The organism is Arthrobacter sp. 01T425, from assembly GCF_056398725.1.
The window spans coordinates 19,778-36,165 of the sequence record NZ_JBFTPY010000002.1; the positions used below are offsets into that span (position 1 = coordinate 19,778).

The following is a 16,388-nucleotide window of genomic DNA, read 5'->3' on the forward strand; positions in this document are numbered from 1 at the left end:
GCCGGGCTGCAGGCTCGCCCCGCGGGGGTCCAATCACGGGATCAGCACGAGTTTGCCCCGGACATGGCCTGCGCGGCTGATGACCAATGCCCGGGCCGCATCGGTGAGGGGAATCCGCTCCTGGATGCTGAAGCGGAGCTTTCCCCCGGCCGACAGCCGGGCCGCCTCCGCTACCCGTCCGTCCAGCAGCCTGACCGGTGCAATTCCGGCGGCGTTGGCCTCCTTTCCAGGCACTGTGGTCACCGCGGCGCCGTGGCCGCCAAGCAAATGGACCGTCGCCGTCGTCGTCTCCTCCCCGCCAAAGGTGTCCACGACGGCGGTGATGGTGCCCAGTGCGCGGACGCGTTCCACGAGCCCTTCGCCATAGGCCACAGGCACGGCGCCGAGGCCGCGCAAGTAGTCGTGGTTCTGCTCTGAAGCGGTCCCGATGACCCGGGCGCCGAGGTGCCGTGCTATCTGGACCGCCGCCGAGCCGACCCCGCCCGCTGCGCCGTGGATGAGGACCGTGTCCCCCACGCCAATGCCAAGCTGAACCAGCGCCGAATACGCTGTGCCGCCAGCTATCGCGACGCATGCCGCCTGCTCGAAATCGATGCCCGCGGGCTTTGGCGTCAGCTGGTCGACCGGAAAATTGGCCACGGCACGGTAGGCCCCGGAAATGCCATTCCAGATGACGTCGTCACCCACCTCATAGCCGGTCACGCCGGGGCCAACGGCGGTCACGATTCCTGCCGCCTCACAGCCGGGAACTGCAGGGAAGTCCAGGGCAAGGTACGGCTCCAGGTAGCCGGCGACGACTTTCCAGTCCACCGGGTTGACGCCGACGGCGCGGATTCCCAACTGGACCTCGTTCTCCCTCGGAACCGGCGGTTTCTCCTCGCCAACGGTGACGACGTCCGGGCTGCCATAGTGATCGAAAGAGATCTTGGTGTCTTTCACGGGGCTTTGCTCCTTCGGCTCGACGCGCTGCGGCCTGTGCTGCCAGCTTCTGGCACAAGCGGCGGCTGCGCAAGAGTCGCCCGGCAAGTTGAATTGTCCGAGGCAGCCTGAGCCGAACCGGGGCCCGTGACGAGGGTCAGGCGCCTGGCGAGCGGGTCAGCAGCGTGGAGATCCGGTGCGCTTCTTCCAGGAGCAGCCGCCCCAGCTGCGGACGCCGGTCCTCCCGGAAGCGCGGTTCGATGCCGGTCAGGGACAGCGCCCAGGCGGGGCGCCCCCGCTGGTCGAAGACCGCCGCACCCATCCCCCAGCTGCCTTCCAGGACCAGCCCCGGATTGACCGAATAGCCGGCCTGCCGCGTCGCTTCCAGGTTCTCCCTGACCAGTGCTGCGGTGTGCGCGGCCGCAAAGCTGCCGGCATGGGCTGCCCAGTTGGCGAGCAGTTCTTCCTGCTCTTGTGCCGGCAGGAAGGCCATGATGGCGGTGCCGGCGGAGGCGACGCCCAGCGGGAACCGCACCCCCTCGTGCAGCACGAAGGAACGGACCGGGAAGCTGCCTTCTTCCCGGAGCAGGCACACGGTCTCGTTGCCGCGGCGGATGGAGAAGAAAGCGCTTTCGCCGGTCTCTTCGGCCAGGCGGCGCAGGCTCGGCCTCGCGATGTCCTCCAGGGGGAAGCGCGCCGAGGCCACGGACCCCAGCAGCAGGATCTCCGGTCCCAGGACCCAGTTGCCGCTGCCCGGGTCCTGGTCCAGCAGCCCCTCGGCCGCGAGCGAGCTCAGCAGCCGGTGCACGGTGGGCCGTGTCAGGCCGGATTCGCGCACGAGCTCCACCAGGGGGCAGCCCTCCGGCTTCCGGCCGACCAGGCGCAGCAGGCCGGCTGCCCGGCTGACCACCTGGGCGCCCTGGACGGGGGTTGTATTCATTGCTTGCCTCACGTCGGCCCGGAACTGAATGATGCTTTCTCCCACGCTGCTTTTACCCAATTTCACCATCAGGTATCCACATAATGGATAGTCCTAAGGGTAGCGTCCACACTGTAAATTCCGCCAGTTAGCGGCGAGACTCCACGTTGACAGTGGTCTGTGACACACCATAGGCTCCTTCTTCAGACATGGAGTCCACAAAGTGGATTGCCGGGGTGGACAGCAAGACGAGCTCAATGAGGAGATGCAATGTCAAAGGTGAAATCCGGGGCAGCGGCCGCTTTGCAGGACGTACTGCGCGACGGCATGACGCTCGCCGTCGGCGGTTTCGGGCTCAGCGGGATCCCCGCTGACCTGATCGAGGCGGTGCGGGACTCCGGGGTGAAGGACCTGACTGTCGTCTCCAACAACATGGGCGTGGACGGCAAGGGCCTCGGGGTCCTGATCGAAGGCGGCCAGGTCCGTAAGGTCATCGCGTCCTACGTTGGGGAAAACAAGCTCTTCGCCGAGCAGTACCTCGCCGGCCAGCTGGAGGTGGAGTTCACCCCGCAGGGCACCCTTGCTGAGCGGCTGCGCGCCGGCGGCGCCGGCATCCCGGCGTTCTACACGAAGACCGGCGTGGGCACCCTCGTCGCCGAAGGCAAGCCGCTGGCGGAGTTCGACGGCGAGACCTATGTCCAGGAGCGCGCCATCAAGGCCGACGTCGCCCTGGTTCACGCCCGCACGGCCGACACCGACGGCAACCTGATCTACCGGTATACCGCGCAGAACTTCAATCCGGTGGTGGCTACCGCGGGAGCCGTGACGGTCGCCGAGGCCGAAGTGATCGTCGAGCCCGGCCAGCTGGACCCGAACCACATCATCACCCCCGGCGTGTTCGTCCAGCGCCTGGTCCAGGCCAGCGGCCGCGTCAAGGACATCGAACAGCGCACCGTCCGCCCGCGGCCCGCAGCGGAAGCGGCGGCGGCGCAGGCCGCCTCCGCCGTCACCGTCTAATCCGGCCCGAGCGCCGCCCACCCCGGGCGCGCCGGCGTTGGCGCCCCACCCTTTGCACCCTGACTTTCCAAGGAGAACCACCATGGCCTGGACCCGAGATGAAATGGCCGCAATCGCGGCCGAAGAACTGAACGACGGCGACTACGTCAACCTTGGCATCGGCATCCCCACGCTGGTGGCCAACAACCTGCCCGACGGCGTCCGCGTTGTCCTGCAGAGCGAGAACGGCCTGCTCGGCATGGGCCCATTCCCCTTCGAGGGCGAGGAAGACGCGGACCTGATCAACGCCGGCAAGCAGACCGTCACGGTCCTGCCCGGCGGCAGCATCTTCGACTCCGCGACGTCCTTCGGCATGATCCGCGGCGGCCACGTGAAGGTCGCGATCCTCGGTGCCATGCAGGTCTCCGGTGCCGGCGACCTCGCCAACTGGACCATCCCCGGCAAGATGGTCAAGGGCATGGGAGGCGCCATGGACCTCGTGGCCGGCACCCCGCGCGTCGTGGTCCTGACCGAGCACAACGCCAAGGACGGCAGCGCCAAGATCGTCAAGGAATGCACGCTGCCGCTCACCGGGCTCAGCTGCGTGGACCGCATCATCAGCGACCTCGCGGTCTTCGACCTTGTGAAGAATGAACACAAAGCAGGCGGCGGGCGGAAGCTCACGCTCACGCGCCTCGCGCCCGGCGTCACCGTGGAGGAAATCCGCGAAAAGACCGAAGCCGACTTCGATGTCGCGCTCGAATTTGAAGGAGCGACGGCATGAGCCTCAAAGACCAGTTCGGCAAGGACGTCCTGCTCACCGGCTGGGGCCACAGCCGGTTCGGCAAGCTGAGCGAAGAAACCCTGGAGTCCCTGATCGTGCAGGTCGCCACCGAGGCGATCGGCAACGCCGGGATCGAGCCCGGCCAGATCGATGAGATCTACCTCGGCCAGTTCAACTCCGGCATGATGCCGCTGGCCTTCCCGTCCTCCCTGGCACTGCAGGTCTCGGATCAACTGGCCAACGTTCCCTCCACTCGGGTGGAGAACGCCTGCGCCTCCGGCTCGGCCGCATTCCAGCAGGGCACCAAGTCCCTGCTTGCCGGCACCGCGAAGACCGTCCTGGTGATCGGCGCCGAAAAGATGACCCACGCCGGGGCCGACGTCGTGGGCGCGGCCCTGCTCGGCGCGGACTACGACATGGCCGGCAAGGCCTCCACCACCGGGTTCACCGGGCTCTTCGCGGAGGTCGCGAAGCACTACGGCAAGCGCTACGGCGACAGCAACGGAAAGCTCGGCGACGTCCTGGGCACCATCGCGGCGAAGAACCACCGCAACGGCGTCGACAACCCCTACGCCCAGCTCCGCAAGGACCTCGGCGAGGAGTTCTGCCGCACCGTCTCGGACAAGAACCCGATGGTGGCCGATCCGCTGCGCCGCACCGACTGCTCCCCCGTCTCCGACGGCGCCGCCGCCGTCGTCCTCAGCGTTGCCCCTACCGGCGGGGCAACCGCCCCGGTGCGGCTCGCCGGCTTCGGTCAGGCGAACGATTTCTTCCCCGCCGAGCGCCGGGACCCGACCGAATTCGCCGCCACACGCGCCTCCTGGCAGCGGGCCCTGGGGATGGCCGGCGTCGGGCTGGAGGAGCTCGACTTCGCGGAAGTCCACGACTGCTTCACCATTGCCGAACTGCTCATGTACGAGGCCATGGGGCTGGCCGAACGCGGCCAGGGCGCCCGGGCGCTGGAAGAAGGCTGGGTCTTCAAGGACGGCAAGCTGCCGGTCAACGTCTCGGGCGGGCTCAAGGCCAAGGGCCACCCCGTCGGCGCCACCGGCGTCTCCCAGCACGTCATCGCCGCGATGCAGCTCACCGGGACCGCCGGCGACATGCAGCTGGCCAACCCGCGCCGGGCCGCGGTGCAGAACATGGGCGGCGTGGGCATCGCCAACTACGTCAGCGTGCTCGAAGCCCTCTAAAGCAACGCGGGGTCAGATACAGCCCATGCCGGGCGGCTTGATGGGCCGTACCTGACCCCGCGTTGCTTGTCCTCGCCTGCGTGGCCGGCATGCCACGGGACTAAACTCGTTCCCAGCCCATCCACCACAATGCGAGGAGCACCCATGCGCGCCACCATCATCCACGGTCCCGGCGACATCCGAGTCGAAGACCGCGACTACCCCACCCTCCAGCTGCCCACCGACGTCATCGTGAAGGTCACCGCCTCCTGCGTCTGCGGCTCGGACCTCTGGCCGTACCGCGGGGTCAAGCCCACCCACAAGCCGTCCGCGATCGGGCACGAGTTCATCGGGACGGTCGAAAGCATCGGCGACGACATCAAAGACCTCGCCGTGGGCGACTACGTGATCGCCCCGTTCGTGGTCAGCTGCGGCGCGTGCCCGCAGTGCCTCGACGGCGTCACTGTCGCCTGCGACCACCTCGCCGGCTGGGGCGGCAAGGATGACACCGGCCACGGGATCGACGGCGGCCAGGGCCAGGCCGTGCGCGTACCGCTCGCCGAGTCCACGCTGGTCAAGGTCCCGGGCGTCACCGACCCGGACGACGCCCTCCGCGCCAGCCTGCTCACGCTCTCCGACGTCATGGCCACCGGCCACCACGCAGCCCTCGCGGCCAAGGCCGGTCCCGGCCGGACGGTCGTGGTGGTCGGCGACGGCGCCGTCGGGCTCTGCGGCGTCCTGGCCGCCAAGCGCCTCGGCGCGGAGCGGATCATCGCCATGTCACGGCACGCCGACCGCCAGGCGATCGCCCGCGAATTCGGGGCCACGGACATCGTCGCCGAACGCGGGGACGAGGGCGTCGCCAAGGTCCGCGAATTGCTTGGCGGTGTGCTCGCCGACTCCGTGCTGGAGTGCGTGGGGACCAAGGAATCCATGGAACAGGCCCTGCACAGCGTCCGCCCGGGCGGCGCCCTCGGCTTTGTCGGCGTCCCCACCGGCGGCGCCGAAGCCCCGCTGCGCTTCCTGTTCGATACCAACATCTCGATCGGCGGCGGCATGGCCCCGGCCAGGACGTACATCCCGGAACTGCTGGCGGACGTGCTGAACGGCACCATCAATCCGGGCCGCGTGTTCGACTCGGTCATGCCGCTGGAGGAGGCACCCGAGGCCTACCGCGCGATGGACGAACGGCGCGCCATCAAGGTCCTCCTGACCCCCTAGCCGGGATCTCGACGGCGGCCGCGCTTGCACCCGCGCGGCCGCCCGCGCCGGCCTAGCTGTACTGCTAGCTCCCGCCCTTGCACGGGCAAGGACGAGGGTCTAGCGTGAAGCGCATCAGCATCCGCCGCCGTCAAGGGAGCCGTCATGGCCAGGTTCGTGCAGATCATCGAATTTCAGACCTCCCGCATTGAGGAGATCGAGCAACTCGGCCGGCCCTCCAGGACGGAGGGAATCACTGCCCCGACCTTCCGCCGCATCATGGCCACCGCAGACCGCGACCGCCCCGGAACGTACCTCACGATCGTGGAATTCGACTCCTACGAGTCGGCCATGGAGAACTCCAACCGGCCCGAGACCTCCGAATTCGCCGCGCAGATGGCCGCCCTGTGCGACGGCCCTCCGGTCTTCCGCAACCTGGATCTTATGTGGGAAGACACCGGCGAGGCCGACGCCGGCCAGTAGGCCGGCAGGCTCGCTTGGCGGAGGTGCCGCCGCGCCGCCGGACTCAGGACCCGGAGGCCGCCCGCGGCTTGAATACGTGGCGTGAACACGTGGATTGAAGACGCGGACAGGACGTGGGAGCAGGGAAATGGGTTCTGCAGATGGCAGGGCGCCGGAAAGTCTCGTCATGGATCTCAGCGCACTGGGTTCCGCTCCCCTGCCGCTCGTGGGCGGAAAGGCCCTGAACCTCGGCAAGCTCACGGCCGCCGGATTCCGCGTACCCCGTGGATTCTGCCTCACCACGGTTGCCTACCGAAAGGCGGCCCCGGCCGAACTGGACGCGCTGGCGGCCCGGCTGGACGCCGCGCGGCCCGGCCCTTCGAACGACGACGAAACAGACAACGGCGAACCAGGCGACGGCGAACCAGGCGACGGCGGCTCCCGCCCCGGCCAGCCAGGCCGCCCCGGGTTGGCCCGGCCCGGACCGGACCTGGGCGAACTGGCCCGGCAGGCGCGGGAAATGATCGTGACCGCGCCGATTCCCGCCGACGTCGATGCCGCCCTTCGCGGCGCGTATGCCGCGCTCGGCAGCCGGGCCACAGTGGCGGTCAGGTCCTCCGCCACCGCCGAGGACCTGCCCTTCGCCAGCTTCGCCGGCCAGCAGGATTCCTTCCTGAACATCTCCGGAGCCGACGCCGTGGTCGAGTCGGTCCGGCGCTGCTGGGCCTCACTCTGGACCGAACGGGCCGTGGCCTACCGCGCCGCCAACGGGATCAGCCACCGTGAGGTGGGGCTCGCCGTCGTCGTCCAGGACCTCATCACCGCCACCAGCGCCGGCGTGCTCTTCACCGCCAATCCCGTGACGGGCACCCGGACTGAAACGGTCATCGATGCGAGCGCGGGGCCCGGCCAGGCGGTGGTCTCCGGCAGCGTGAACCCGGACCATTTCGTCGTGGATACGGCCACGGGACGCATCCTTCTCCGTTCACCGAAGGGGACGGCAGTCCGGCGGCGGCCGAGCCTGGACGACGCCCGGATCAGCGAACTCACGGCCCTCGGCGATACCGTCCAGCGGCTGTTCGGTACACCCCAGGATGTGGAATGGGTGATCGACGCAGCGGGCAGGATCTGGGTGACCCAGTCGCGGCCCATCACGACGTTGTATCCGCTGCCGGAGCCTGCGGCCGCCGAACCGCTCGGCGCGGAGGCAGGGGCCGACGCCGACCCCCGCGTCTACCTGTGCGGCACCTTGCTCCAGGGCCTGACCAGGCCCCTGACCCCCATGGGGCTCTCCGTGCTGGGCTCAATGCGGAACCGCAACGGGCCGTGGCGGTACGTCAACCCGGGATTGCGGATGTATGTCGACGTGACGCCCATGGTGCGCAACAGGTACGGCCGCCGCTACCTGCTGCGGATGCTGCCGCTGGCGGACGGCAGGTCCGGCGCGGTTTTTCCGGCACTCCTGGATGACCCGCGGTTCGGCGTGCGCAAACGGCCGTCCCGGCGGGCACGGCACGGTGCAGCGGGCAGGCTGGCCCCCCGACAGGCGGGGACTGGCAGCGGCGCAGCGGGCAATAGCGCAGGGCGCGATCCCGGAACCATGGCCGGCCTGGGCCTGACGGTCCGGCTGCTTCCGTCCCTGGTGCGGGCCGCGGTGCGGCCGTCCGCCGAACTGCGCCGCGCCTTCGATTACGGAAATCGACTTCAATCCGAGCTTGTCCTGCCGGAGCCGGCCACCACTTTTGGCCGGCTCGATCACGCCCAGCGCATCCTGGAGAACACCGTGGACGGGCTGATCCTGGCGACGCTGCCCGGACCGTCCGTTGGGTACCTCATGCTGGCCGGGGCGCGCAGGCTGCTGCGCGGCATCGCGGCACCGCGGGAACTCGAGGCCGTGTTGCGGGGTCTGCCCAACAATGTCACCACCGAGATGGACCTCGAGCTCTGGCAACTGGCCGTCACCATCGGCGCGCATGCCGCGTCCCGGGAGGTGTTCCTGGCCCACGGGCCAAGGGAACTGGCCGCCCTGTACCAGGCCGGCTCGCTGCCCGCAGTGGCACAGACCGGCCTGCACGGGTTCCTGGACCGCTACGGCCACCGCGCCGTGGCGGAGATCGACCTTGGCATGCCGCGGTGGTCGGAGAAGCCGGACCATATCCTCGGGATGATCTCGAACTACCTTCATGTGGCCGACCCCGAGCAGGCGCCCGACCGGCAGTTCGCCCGCGCCGAGGAACATGCCGAGGCCAGGATCCGCAGCCTGGTGGAACGGACCAGGGTCCGGAGCCGGATCCGTGCCCGGCTGGTGGAATTCTGCCTGCGCCGGACCCGCCAGCTGTCCGGACTGCGCGAACTGCCCAAGTTCTACATCATCCTCGCCCTCGCGGAAATGCACCGCCAGCTCAACGCGATCGGCATCGAGCTGGCCCGGTCCGGTGCGATCGCCGCCGCGGACGACGTGTATTTCCTGGAATTCGACGAGGTCCGTGTGGGTTTGCGGGGTGCCGACCTCAAGGGCATCGTCGCGGGCCGCCACCGGATCTACGACGTCGAACTGCGCCGGCGCCGGATTCCCCGGCTCCTGCTCTCCGACGGCACGGACGTCGAGGCGGCCGTGATGGCCAAGTCCCCCGCTTCCGGCGCCCTCGCCGGGACACCGGCGTCGGCCGGCACCGCCACCGGAACGGTCCGGGTCATCCTGGATCCGGTGGGCGCGCACCTTGAGCCCGGGGAAATCCTTGTGGCACCCTCCACCGATCCCGGCTGGACGCCGCTGTTCATGACGGCCGGCGCCCTGGTGATGGAAATGGGCGGGGTGATCTCGCACGGCGCCGTGGTGGCCCGCGAATACGGCATCCCGGCGGTGGTGGGCGTGCCGGACGCGACCACCCGTTTGCGGACCGGTGAGACCGTGACCGTGGACGGATCGGCCGGAACGGTGCGGCAGGTGGATTCCCCGCTCTCCCCTGCGACGGCCGCCGGCAGCCTGGCTGGCTGAGCGTGAACTTCCGGACCGGCCGGCACCGGGCCTTCGAATTGCAGCGGGACCTCCGCCACGCCGCCAGCAGGGGGCTATGTTAGTTAGATGGCGTCTGCCGGCAGTAACGCACAGGGCGGCCCGGTTCCCGAGGGCTTTGGTTCGGGGCTGGTGGACGATGCCGCCCGCCGGGACGCCGCGTTGCCCGACTTCGACTGGGCCGTCCTTCCGGCAGGCGTGATGCGCGGTGAGTTCGAGGCACCGAGCGGGACCTTGGCGACGATCGCTGCCGGAGATCCCGGGAAGCCGCGCGTCCTGCTAGTCCCGGGCGCGACCGGCTCCAAGGAAGACTTCATCCTCATGCTGCCCGAGCTCGCCGCGGCCGGATACTTCGTCCTCAGCTGCGACATCGCCGGGCAGTACGAATCCGCCCAGGCCGGGCCCGAAAACCTCGTTCCGCCCCGGAATTGCTACGACTACGAGCTGTTCCGCGACGATCTCCTGGCCATGCTGGACACCGATCAAGGCGCGGTGCACGTCGTGGGGTATTCCTTCGCGGCGGTGGTTGCCCAGCTGGCGTTCGTCCAGCGGCCAGAAAAGTTCCGCAGCCTGACCCTCATCAGCTGCCCGCCGGAGCCGGGGCAGAGCCTCCGCTACGTGCGCCTGGCTGGCTGGGTCAGCTGTTGGGTCACCTCCAGGGTCGGCACCGCATTAATGATTTGGGGCATCCGCAGCAATATTGCCCGGGTGGCGCCGCAGCGGCTGCGGTTCGTCAGGAGCCGGTTCGCGTTCACGCGCCGCGCCTCGGTGGTCGACATCATCGGCCTTATGAAGCACACCCCGGATCTGCGGCGGGTGCTGGCGGCCGCGACGCTGCCAAAGCTTGTCGCAGTCGGCGAACACGACCTCTGGCCGCTGGCGTTGCACCGGAGCTTCGCGAAGTCGATCGGTGCGCGGATTTCGGTCTACCGCGCGGGCCACAGCCCGTCCGAGACCTCGCCGTACCAGATCAGCCGGGACCTGATTGCGCTCTTCGACGCCACCGTCTCGGCCTGACGAAAGCGGCCGGCCGGGACGAAGACCCCCGTCAGACCCTTGCACCGCGGCCCGTCGCACCGTACGTTGGGGACAGCGGACGAATGTCTCCGCAGCCGTTGGCCTTATGGCCGCCGGAGATCAGCAGCATTTCAGAAGGATAAAGGCATGGCTACAGGCACAGTTAAATGGTTCAACGCCGAAAAGGGTTTTGGCTTCATTGCCCCGGATGACGGGTCGGCCGACGTTTTCGCCCACTACTCGGCAATCGCTACCAGCGGCTACCGTTCGCTGGACGAGAACCAGAAGGTTGAATTCGACGTCACGCAGGGCCCGAAGGGCCCGCAGGCTGAGAACATCCGCCCGCTCTAAGTACTCCGGAAAAAGCCCCGGCCGCCTGGCCGGGACACTTTCCCCGAAGACCACAACGCCCCTCCGGAGGATTCCTCCGGAGGGGCGTTTGTGTTCGAGGCGCTTGTGTTCGAGGCACTTGTGGCCTTGCGCCTGCCGCCTGGCGCGGTCTCAGCCGACGTGGACCCAGGGCCGCTTGGTCACGTCGGGTTCGGCCTCGCGCAGCACTTCGCGCGTGACCGGGGCGATCTCGCCTTCGCCGAAAGCCAGGAACCGCAGGAGGTTGGTGAACGGGTTTCCCTCCGTCCAGCGGAAGTAGATGTGCGGCATCAGCCCGGTGACGTCGCGGATGTGCAGCAGCACGGAGGCGATCGTGTTCGGAACAACTGGCCCGTGGACCTCCAGGATCTGGTACCCGTGCCGGCTGACCCCGCGGACCTCGAGCGCGGTCTCAAAGTCGGAGGAGTCGTCCACCACCACTTCGAGGAACAGTGCCTGGGAGTCCAGCGGGAGGTGGCTGACCTCGATCGCGGACGTGAGCTTGTCCAGGTACGCCTGGGCAGTGAGACGCAGCGGCTCGTGGGCGATGATCGCGATGGGGCCGGATTCATTGGCGGCCAGGAATTCCAGGGCCGGGGTGTCCATCCGCACATGCGTGGCATGGAGCTCGAAGGAGCGCCGGATGCGCGAGAGCAGGGAGATCACGATGATCCCGATGATAAAGAACGCGGCGATCCGGATGCCTTCGGGCCGCTCGAAGATGTTGACCACCGTGGTGTAGATGAACACGACGGCAATGATGCCGAACCCGATGGTGCGCTTGCGCTGCTGTCGGCCGCGCGCGGACAACGTCACGGCAATCGCCGCCGACGTCATCAGGACCAGGACACCGGTGGCGTAGGCACCGCCCTGGGCATCGACGTCGGCGTCGAACAGCCAGGTGATCACGAACCCCACCAGCGTGAACACCAGGACCAACGGCCTGACCGCCCGGGCCCATTCCGGGGCCATGCCGTACCGGGGCAGATAGCGCGGCACGAGGTTCAGCAGCCCGGCCATGGCGGAGGCGCCGGCGAACCACAGGATGGCAATGGTGCTCAGGTCATAGACGGTGCCGAATCCGTTTCCCAGGTATTCGTGCGCGAGATAGGCCAGGGCACGCCCGTTCGCCTGCCCGCCCGGCTGGAACTCCTGCGCCGGGATCAGCACCACCGTGGTGAAGCTTGTGGTGACGAGGAACGCGCTCATGATCAGGGCCGCCGTCGTCAGCAGCCGGCGTGCACCCTTGATCCGGCCCTCAGGGTTCTCCTCGGTGTCCGTGACGTGGCCGCGGATCTGCGGCATCACGGCGACGCCGGTCTCGAACCCGGACAGGCCCAAGGCCAGCTTGGGGAAGACGAGCAGCGCGATGCCCACCACCATCAGCGGGCTCCCGTGCTGGGTGGTCAGGGCCAGCCACCAGTTGTCGACCGCCACCGGGTGCTGCAGGACCTCGATGATCGTTGTGATGACCACGACGACGTTCAGCCCGAGGTAAATGCCCACCAGGACGACGGCGACGCCGATCGCCTCCTTGAAACCGCGCAGGAACACGGCGGCGAGCAGGGCCAGGAAGACCAGCGTGACCGCGACGTTCTGGCCTTGGATCCAGTCGGGGGCGAACGGGTTCTCGATCGCGTGCGCTGTTGCGTCCGCAGCGGAGAGCGTCATGGTGATCATGAAGTCGGTGGCGGCGAAACCCAGCAGCACCAGGACGAGCAGTTTCCCGCCCCACCGCGGCAGCAGCCGCTCCAGCATGGCGATGGACCCTTCGCCGCGCGGACTTTCGCCGGCCACCCGGCGGTACACCGGCAGTGCGCCCAGCAAGGTCACGGCGACCAGGACCAGGGTGGCCAGCGGCGAAATCACGCCCGCGGCCAGGGCCGCAATGGCCGGCTGGTAGCCCAGCGTGGAGAAGTAATCGACGCCGGTCAGGCACATGACCTGCCACCATGTGTGTTTCTTCAGGTGGCTGTCGCTCACGGCCCCGGGCCCCTGGTGGATTCCCTTGGCGTCCTGGAGGCCGAACAGCAGCCAGTTCTTGAAGTGCTCCCCGGCGTCGGGCCGCGGCGCCGAAGGGTCTGCCGGTGGCCGGCTGAGGGTAGTCATGTAGTCCTTTCCAGGCGACGCATCGCGCCGCTTCCGTCCGCGAGAGTACCAGCGCACGCAGCCGTCACGACCGTCCGGCCAACAATCCTGATGGTTCCTTAACGCCCACGGCGAGCCGCCACATTAAGAGAACGCAAATTTATGGCCTGCCGGCATATGGAAAGCATTAAGGACCGTCCCGAGGGGCGTCGCCGGTGATGTTATGAAGCAAGAGGACGCTGCAGCCACGGTGGCCGCAATCCGATCCCCAGCAGGAGCCAAACAGCATGAACACCACGTCCCGGCCGGCACACGACACGCCCGACCTTCCGGCTCGTGGCGGCACTGCCCCGGATTTCGTCGCCGTCGATGACAGCGGGGACTTTTCCTATCACCGGTCGGAACAGGACCTGCTGGCGGCGTTTGAGTACGTCGGGGAAGCCGCGTGCATCATCGACCGCAGCGGCAGCGCCTACCGCCTCGCCCTGGATCCGAACCGTCATCTGGTCCTCGGGCCCTCCCGCGGCCAAGTGGAATTCCATTGGCTCCGCCACGCATGGCTGGACGCACAAGGCGCGCATCCCGAGGGGCATCGGCTCCGCCGCTTCTACCCCGCCACCAGGGACGAAGTGGTCTCGGACCTGTTCGAAACCCTCGCCCTGGAACGCGGGACAGCCCCGGCCGGGGGCGCCTGGTCTCTCGACGTCGACGGCCTTGCCTCGCACCCGTCCGGCATCGAGGACATCGACGTCCAGCTCCGGCGCCAAGACGTGCTGGCGCATGCCCACGTGACAGACCCGTTCGGACACCTCTACCGGCCCGCACGGCACCGCAGGCACTGGTATCTGCCGGCTGCCGCCGGTTTCATCCTCTACATCGAAATCCCCGCCCCCGCCGCAGCCCGCTGAGACCGGTGCCGCCGCCGGCGGGCCGGTGTTAAAGATCCGTCAAGATCGGCCCCGGGGCGGGAGCCGCTCCCGGCTCCGGTGTTATCGTCGGCAGTAAACACGATGGTGGGCATCGCGCGGAGAGGCATAGATGACCACGATGAGCAGGCCGCCTTCGGATCCCTCAGCGGCACGGCCGGGAGCCGGGGACAACTTCAGGAAATGGCTGCTGTTCGGCCTGCAGGACGCCAAGGGTATCCATCAGGGGCCCGGGGCCGTGAGCGACAGCCACCTGAAGAAGCACTCGTGGTGGCAGGTCATGTGCCTGACCGGCGTCGATTACTTCTCCACGCTGGGCTACCAGCCGGCCATTGCGGCCCTGGCCGCGGGCGTGATTTCGCCGCTGGCCACGCTGGTCCTGGTTGCCGTGACCTTGTTCGGCGCACTGCCGGTATACCGCCGGGTGGCCGGCGAAAGCCACCGCGGCGAGGGATCCATCGCCATGCTGGAGCGGCTGATGCCGCGTTGGGGCGGGAAACTGCTCGTCCTGGTGTTGCTGGGGTTCGCGGCTACCGACTTCATGATCACCATGACGCTTTCTGCCGCGGACGCGACCGCGCACGCGCTCGAGAACCCGTTCGCCCCCGCCTGGATGCAGGGCCAGAACGTCGCGGTCACGCTGTTCCTGCTGGCTCTGCTCGCCGCCGTGTTCCTGCGCGGTTTCAAGGAGGCCATCGGCGTCGCCGTCGTCCTGGTGGGCATTTACCTGGGCCTGAACGTCGTCGTGGTAGTCACGACAATATTCGAAACATTGACCCACCCAGTTGCCGTGGACGACTGGTGGCTGGCCCTGACCACCCAGCACGGGAGCCCGCTGATGGTGGTGGGCATCGCGCTGCTCGTCTTCCCCAAGCTGGCCCTGGGCCTGTCCGGCTTCGAGACCGGCGTGGCCGTGATGCCGCAGATCCAGGGACGCCCCGGTGACACGGAAGAGAAACCGGCAGGCCGAATCGACGGTGCCCGCCGGCTGCTGACAACTGCCGCCGTCATCATGAGTGCCTTCCTGATCACGACCAGCTTCACCACGGTGGTCCTGATCCCAGCGCAGGACTTCGAACCCGGCGGCCCGGCGAACGGCCGCGCCCTGGCCTACCTCGCGCACGAATACCTGGGAAACGGATTCGGCACCGTCTACGATCTGAGCACCATCGCCATCCTGTGGTTCGCCGGCGCCTCCGCCATGGCCGGGCTGCTGAACCTCGTGCCGCGCTACCTGCCCCGGTACGGCATGGCCCCCGGGTGGGCAAGGGCCGTGCGCCCGCTGGTCCTGGTGTTCACCCTGGTGGGGTTCCTGATCACCTGGCTGTTCGACGCCGACGTCGACGCCCAGGGCGGCGCTTACGCCACAGGCGTCCTGGTCCTGATGACCTCCGCCGCGGTGGCGGTGGCACTGTCCGCCCGGCGCGGGAAACAGCGCAAACGCACTATCGGGTTTGGCGTCATCGCCGTCGTGTTCATCTACACCACGGTGGTCAACATCTTCGAGCGGCCCGAAGGCATCCGGATCGCCGCGTTCTTCATCGGGGGCATCATTGTGATCTCCCTGCTTTCCCGCATCCGGCGCTCCTTCGAACTCCACGCGACCCATGTCCACATGGACCGGAAGGCATTGGAGTTCATGTCCGCCAACCTGGAAGGTCCGATCGCCATCATCGCCCACGAGCCGTTGCGGCTGAGCCCTGAAGCGTACCTGGACAAGCTCACGTCCGCGATCGAGGTCAGCCACCTCCCCGTGGACTACCAGGCGCTGTTCCTCGAAGTCGTCGTGGACGACTCCTCGGACTTCGAGACCGCGCTCGAGGTCAACGGGGTCACCCGGCACGGTTACCAGATCCTGGAGGTCCACGGGCCAGTTGTGCCGAACACGATCGCCTCCGTGCTGCTGCACATCCGCGACGTCACCGGGCTGATGCCGCACATCTACTTCCGCTGGACCGAAGGCAACCCGGTCACCAACCTGCTGCGCTTCCTGGCCTTCGGCGAAGGTGAAATCGCCCCGGTCACGCGCGAAGTGCTCCGCGAAGCCGAACCGGACGTCACCAAACGGCCCTGGGTCCACGTCGGCTGAGCGCCGCCGGGACCCCCTGCCCTGAACCAGCTGGGCTGGCCCCCTTCACGACAGCCCGCAACAGCAGCCCCTGTGGGCGGTTGCCGCGCCTGTTAAGACTGCGTCAAGATCGGCCGTCCGGGCGTTAAGAAACCATCAGGAACCGGTTATTTCGCTCTTGGCAGGGATTGACTTTCAGTAGCCCCGCAAACGGGGCGCGGATGAAAGGAACCTGCAATGGCCGACCTGGCTGTTATCGGAATCCTCATGGTGTCCATGGGGTTCGTCATGTGGATCGGCCACGTCCTGGCCGGAATGGTCGGCAGTGCCGATGACCGGCCGGAGAGCGGCAAGTGAGCGCCGACGCGATCATGTGGCTCGTTCTGTTGCTGGCCGGGTTGTGCCTCTTCGGCTACCTGCTGGCCGTCCTGATCCACCCGGAAAAGTGGTGAG

14 protein-coding genes are annotated in these 16,388 nt (G+C 68.1%); 11 read left to right on the forward strand and 3 right to left on the reverse strand.

Annotated features, from left to right (window positions below; all coding sequences use genetic code 11):
* Positions 1–33: 33 nt before the first annotated feature.
* Positions 34–939: an NADP-dependent oxidoreductase gene (locus AC1DNG_RS03930; RefSeq protein WP_476886681.1), complete on the reverse strand. Its 906-nt coding sequence runs from the start codon at positions 937–939 to the stop codon at positions 34–36.
* Between the two features lie 136 nt (positions 940–1,075).
* Positions 1,076–1,858 carry an IclR family transcriptional regulator gene (locus AC1DNG_RS03935; RefSeq protein WP_230010098.1) on the reverse strand — a complete coding sequence of 261 codons (783 nt, stop codon included), beginning with the start codon at positions 1,856–1,858 and terminating at the stop codon, positions 1,076–1,078.
* A gap of 249 nt (positions 1,859–2,107) precedes the next feature.
* On the opposite strand from AC1DNG_RS03935, the gene AC1DNG_RS03940 reads away from it, so the two are divergent.
* The 8 genes from AC1DNG_RS03940 to AC1DNG_RS03975 all read left to right on the forward strand — a co-directional run bounded on the left by AC1DNG_RS03940 (position 2,108) and on the right by AC1DNG_RS03975 (position 10,835).
* Positions 2,108–2,854 carry a CoA transferase subunit A gene (locus AC1DNG_RS03940; RefSeq protein ID WP_476874323.1) on the forward strand — a complete coding sequence of 249 codons (747 nt, stop codon included), beginning with the start codon at positions 2,108–2,110 and terminating at the stop codon, positions 2,852–2,854.
* An 82-nt stretch (positions 2,855–2,936) separates the two neighbouring features.
* Entirely contained in the window at positions 2,937–3,617 is a 681-nt protein-coding gene (locus AC1DNG_RS03945) for a CoA transferase subunit B (RefSeq protein WP_230008949.1), read from the forward strand.
* A complete protein-coding gene (locus AC1DNG_RS03950; RefSeq protein WP_230008948.1) occupies positions 3,614–4,810 on the forward strand; it encodes an acetyl-CoA acetyltransferase in 1,197 nt (398 codons plus the stop codon). The genes AC1DNG_RS03945 and AC1DNG_RS03950 overlap by 4 nt, the downstream gene beginning before the upstream one ends.
* Positions 4,811–4,954: 144 nt before the next feature.
* Entirely contained in the window at positions 4,955–6,010 is a 1,056-nt protein-coding gene (locus tag AC1DNG_RS03955; protein ID WP_476851828.1) for a zinc-dependent alcohol dehydrogenase family protein, read from the forward strand.
* A 144-nt stretch (positions 6,011–6,154) separates the two neighbouring features.
* A complete protein-coding gene (locus tag AC1DNG_RS03960) occupies positions 6,155–6,472 on the forward strand; it encodes a hypothetical protein (protein WP_476886682.1) in 318 nt (105 codons plus the stop codon).
* A gap of 166 nt (positions 6,473–6,638) precedes the next feature.
* Entirely contained in the window at positions 6,639–9,449 is a 2,811-nt protein-coding gene (locus tag AC1DNG_RS03965; protein WP_476886683.1) for a PEP/pyruvate-binding domain-containing protein, read from the forward strand.
* 87 nt (positions 9,450–9,536) lie between these two features.
* Positions 9,537–10,484, forward strand: coding sequence for an alpha/beta fold hydrolase (locus AC1DNG_RS03970; protein ID WP_476859424.1), 948 nt, complete (start codon positions 9,537–9,539; stop codon positions 10,482–10,484).
* 147 nt (positions 10,485–10,631) lie between these two features.
* On the forward strand, positions 10,632–10,835 hold the full coding sequence (locus tag AC1DNG_RS03975) for a cold-shock protein (RefSeq protein ID WP_009357211.1): 204 nt from the start codon (positions 10,632–10,634) through the stop codon (positions 10,833–10,835).
* Between the two features lie 150 nt (positions 10,836–10,985).
* On the opposite strand, the gene AC1DNG_RS03980 is transcribed toward AC1DNG_RS03975, so the two are convergent.
* Positions 10,986–12,962, reverse strand: a complete 1,977-nt coding sequence (locus AC1DNG_RS03980) for an APC family permease (RefSeq protein WP_476886684.1) — start codon at positions 12,960–12,962, stop codon at positions 10,986–10,988.
* A 266-nt stretch (positions 12,963–13,228) separates the two neighbouring features.
* Between AC1DNG_RS03980 and AC1DNG_RS03985 the strand changes: the two genes are divergently transcribed.
* The 3 genes from AC1DNG_RS03985 to AC1DNG_RS03995 all read left to right on the forward strand — a co-directional run bounded on the left by AC1DNG_RS03985 (position 13,229) and on the right by AC1DNG_RS03995 (position 16,387).
* On the forward strand, positions 13,229–13,849 hold the full coding sequence (locus tag AC1DNG_RS03985) for a hypothetical protein (protein ID WP_476886685.1): 621 nt from the start codon (positions 13,229–13,231) through the stop codon (positions 13,847–13,849).
* A gap of 130 nt (positions 13,850–13,979) precedes the next feature.
* Positions 13,980–15,956, forward strand: coding sequence for an APC family permease (locus tag AC1DNG_RS03990; protein ID WP_476886686.1), 1,977 nt, complete (start codon positions 13,980–13,982; stop codon positions 15,954–15,956).
* Positions 15,957–16,288: 332 nt separating this feature from the next.
* On the forward strand, positions 16,289–16,387 hold the full coding sequence (locus AC1DNG_RS03995) for a potassium-transporting ATPase subunit F (RefSeq protein WP_344361134.1): 99 nt from the start codon (positions 16,289–16,291) through the stop codon (positions 16,385–16,387).
* Position 16,388: the final 1 nt, after the last annotated feature.